We start from the raw sequence: 2032 nt of genomic DNA on the forward strand, positions 1-2032 counted from the left end.
GTTTTAAAATAATACGCCTTGCTTGATTTGATTGTGTGATTCTATTTCAAGTACCTTGTCTAAGATTGCTTTGCCTATAAGAGGATCTACACAATTGCGGAGTAGTTTTTCTTTTTTGGGACAATCATATTTTGATAGATCAAATCCTAAAAGCTGTTTAGCTTTCTGTTTATTGCCCCCCCCATTAGTACCGTTCATATCCTGATGCTTTATCCTGTTTACCAATGGCGGTATCTGGAAGTTAGCCCAGAAGTAATGCCTACCCGATGCTTGAGGTTTTATTAACGGCTCATAGTACGGTTTCACATTCTCAATGCAATACTTACCTTTAAAAAACTTTTGTAATAATATTATTTCTTGATATAGCGTCATATCTGGATAGCGAACGACACCGATAGAGTTTAGCGTAAAATTGATTATCGAATGCGTAGGACACGGAGGTGAACACCAAATAAAATCAAACTCTTGATAATGCTCTAACAGGTATTGATGAGCATCCCCAACAATTACAGTATCATTCGGGTATAGGTCTTGATAAATAGCTGCTATCTTGGGGTCAAATTCAACGGCTGTTATTTCGCGTTCGTTTCCCCAGAGCTTGCGATTCCCGCCTATACCGGCATAACAATTTAGTATCTTCATATCTTTTAATTAAAAAAAGCAACTCGAAAGCTGCTAGAAGGGTATTTCGGTTATATTTACGTCAACCGGCTGAACTATAAATTCCCTATTAGGATATAATTTAGAAAGCCTATCTCTATTTGATTCAGCTACTTTTTCATGATCGAATAACTTAGCAAAGTTTAATGAGATAGTTCTAGTTCTTCCCGGGTCTCCTTCCATATTGGATAAATAGCAAGGTGTATTATTGCTAGTGGTTATTTTTATCACATATTTTTCCATAACTATTTTCTTCTTGATTTTCCTTGCAAAAGGACAATATTAAACATCTCCCTATTTCTGTCACGAATGAAGTCACCGTATTTGCTTTCAATAGCTGATGGATCATCATTAGTTGTTATAAATGTCTTTACACCTGTTGATTGCCAAAGAGAATACCGAATATGGAGTATATGCTGCATAACGTTTAGCTTCTGTCCATAGTAGTTAGCGGGGATAGTTTCACGCCCTAGTTCGTCAAAACACATACTTACCGGACCACCCGGATAACCTTTTTCATTGTAAGTATATTTATCAAGATCTCCGTTTATGGCATAATCGTTTGATACTTTAGAGCATATATGTATTTTAAAACCGTCAAAGTATAATTTCTTGAACTCAGAAAACAAATACATAAGGCTACTTTTACCGGTTCCAATATCACCGAATAACCAAATACCCTTATCAAGCTTATATTTTCCTTCTATGCCATTGAAATAAAAAAAGAGGTTGTTTATTACCTCTCTGTTCCTTTCGTCAATACTGAAATCAGGAATATTCTTTTTAGCTATATCTAGAAAAGCGTTTTTTCTGATTGTTAGTTCTTCTGTTGATAAATTACATTTGCTCTGAGTAGTCCGGTTGTCGAGCAGTCTGTTTAGCCTCATTTATACCTCCTTTCTGTTTTGATTCCCATGTGCGAACAGCAGCCCGCCAATCTTTCATTTTATTTTTTCCTATCATCCAGTCTTTAGACGTATAGAAGTTAAAGAAATGTTCTGCCGATATGTTATTTTTCCTCTCATTACAATAAGCTTTTATTTCTTCAATTTGTGGAGGGGAAAAACGAATAGTTTTTTCTTTACTTTCTTTTATCTTGTCTTGTCTTGTCTTGTCTTTAGTATAGGTACTATGTTCTGTACTAGGTTGTGTACTACATTGTGCACTAGGTTCTGTAATAGGTTGTGTATCATTTTTAATACACATTAATCTATATTCAGCAGGCCTTTTCTTTGTAATACCATCCTTAAAGTCTATCAATCCAAGTTGTTTTAATCTATTTCTTCTTTGAGTTAATGTATTCCGATTTATACCTAAGACTGAACATAATATATCAGTGGATTGATTAAATGGATTTTTCCAGTTTAGGCGA

Annotated in this window: 4 protein-coding genes; all 4 read right to left on the reverse strand. The window is 34.8% G+C overall.

The window, feature by feature from the left end:
* Nucleotides 1–3 precede the first annotated feature (3 nt).
* Nucleotides 4–642 (reverse strand): class I SAM-dependent methyltransferase, encoded by a 639-nt coding sequence (locus HMPREF9456_RS16805; protein ID WP_006844770.1) that lies wholly within the window; start codon nt 640–642, stop codon nt 4–6.
* A gap of 33 nt (nt 643–675) precedes the next feature.
* Nucleotides 676–903 carry a hypothetical protein gene (locus HMPREF9456_RS16810; protein ID WP_006844771.1) on the reverse strand — a complete coding sequence of 76 codons (228 nt, stop codon included), beginning with the start codon at nt 901–903 and terminating at the stop codon, nt 676–678.
* Between the two features lie 2 nt (nt 904–905).
* On the reverse strand, nt 906–1547 hold the full coding sequence (locus HMPREF9456_RS16815) for a hypothetical protein (RefSeq protein ID WP_006844772.1): 642 nt from the start codon (nt 1545–1547) through the stop codon (nt 906–908).
* The coding region (locus tag HMPREF9456_RS16965) for a hypothetical protein (protein ID WP_006844773.1) at nt 1498–2032 on the reverse strand (535 nt) is incomplete at its 5' end. The genes HMPREF9456_RS16815 and HMPREF9456_RS16965, both read right to left, overlap by 50 nt.

The organism is Dysgonomonas mossii DSM 22836 (genome assembly GCF_000213575.1).
GTDB classification, from domain to species: Bacteria; Bacteroidota; Bacteroidia; order Bacteroidales; family Dysgonomonadaceae; genus Dysgonomonas; species Dysgonomonas mossii.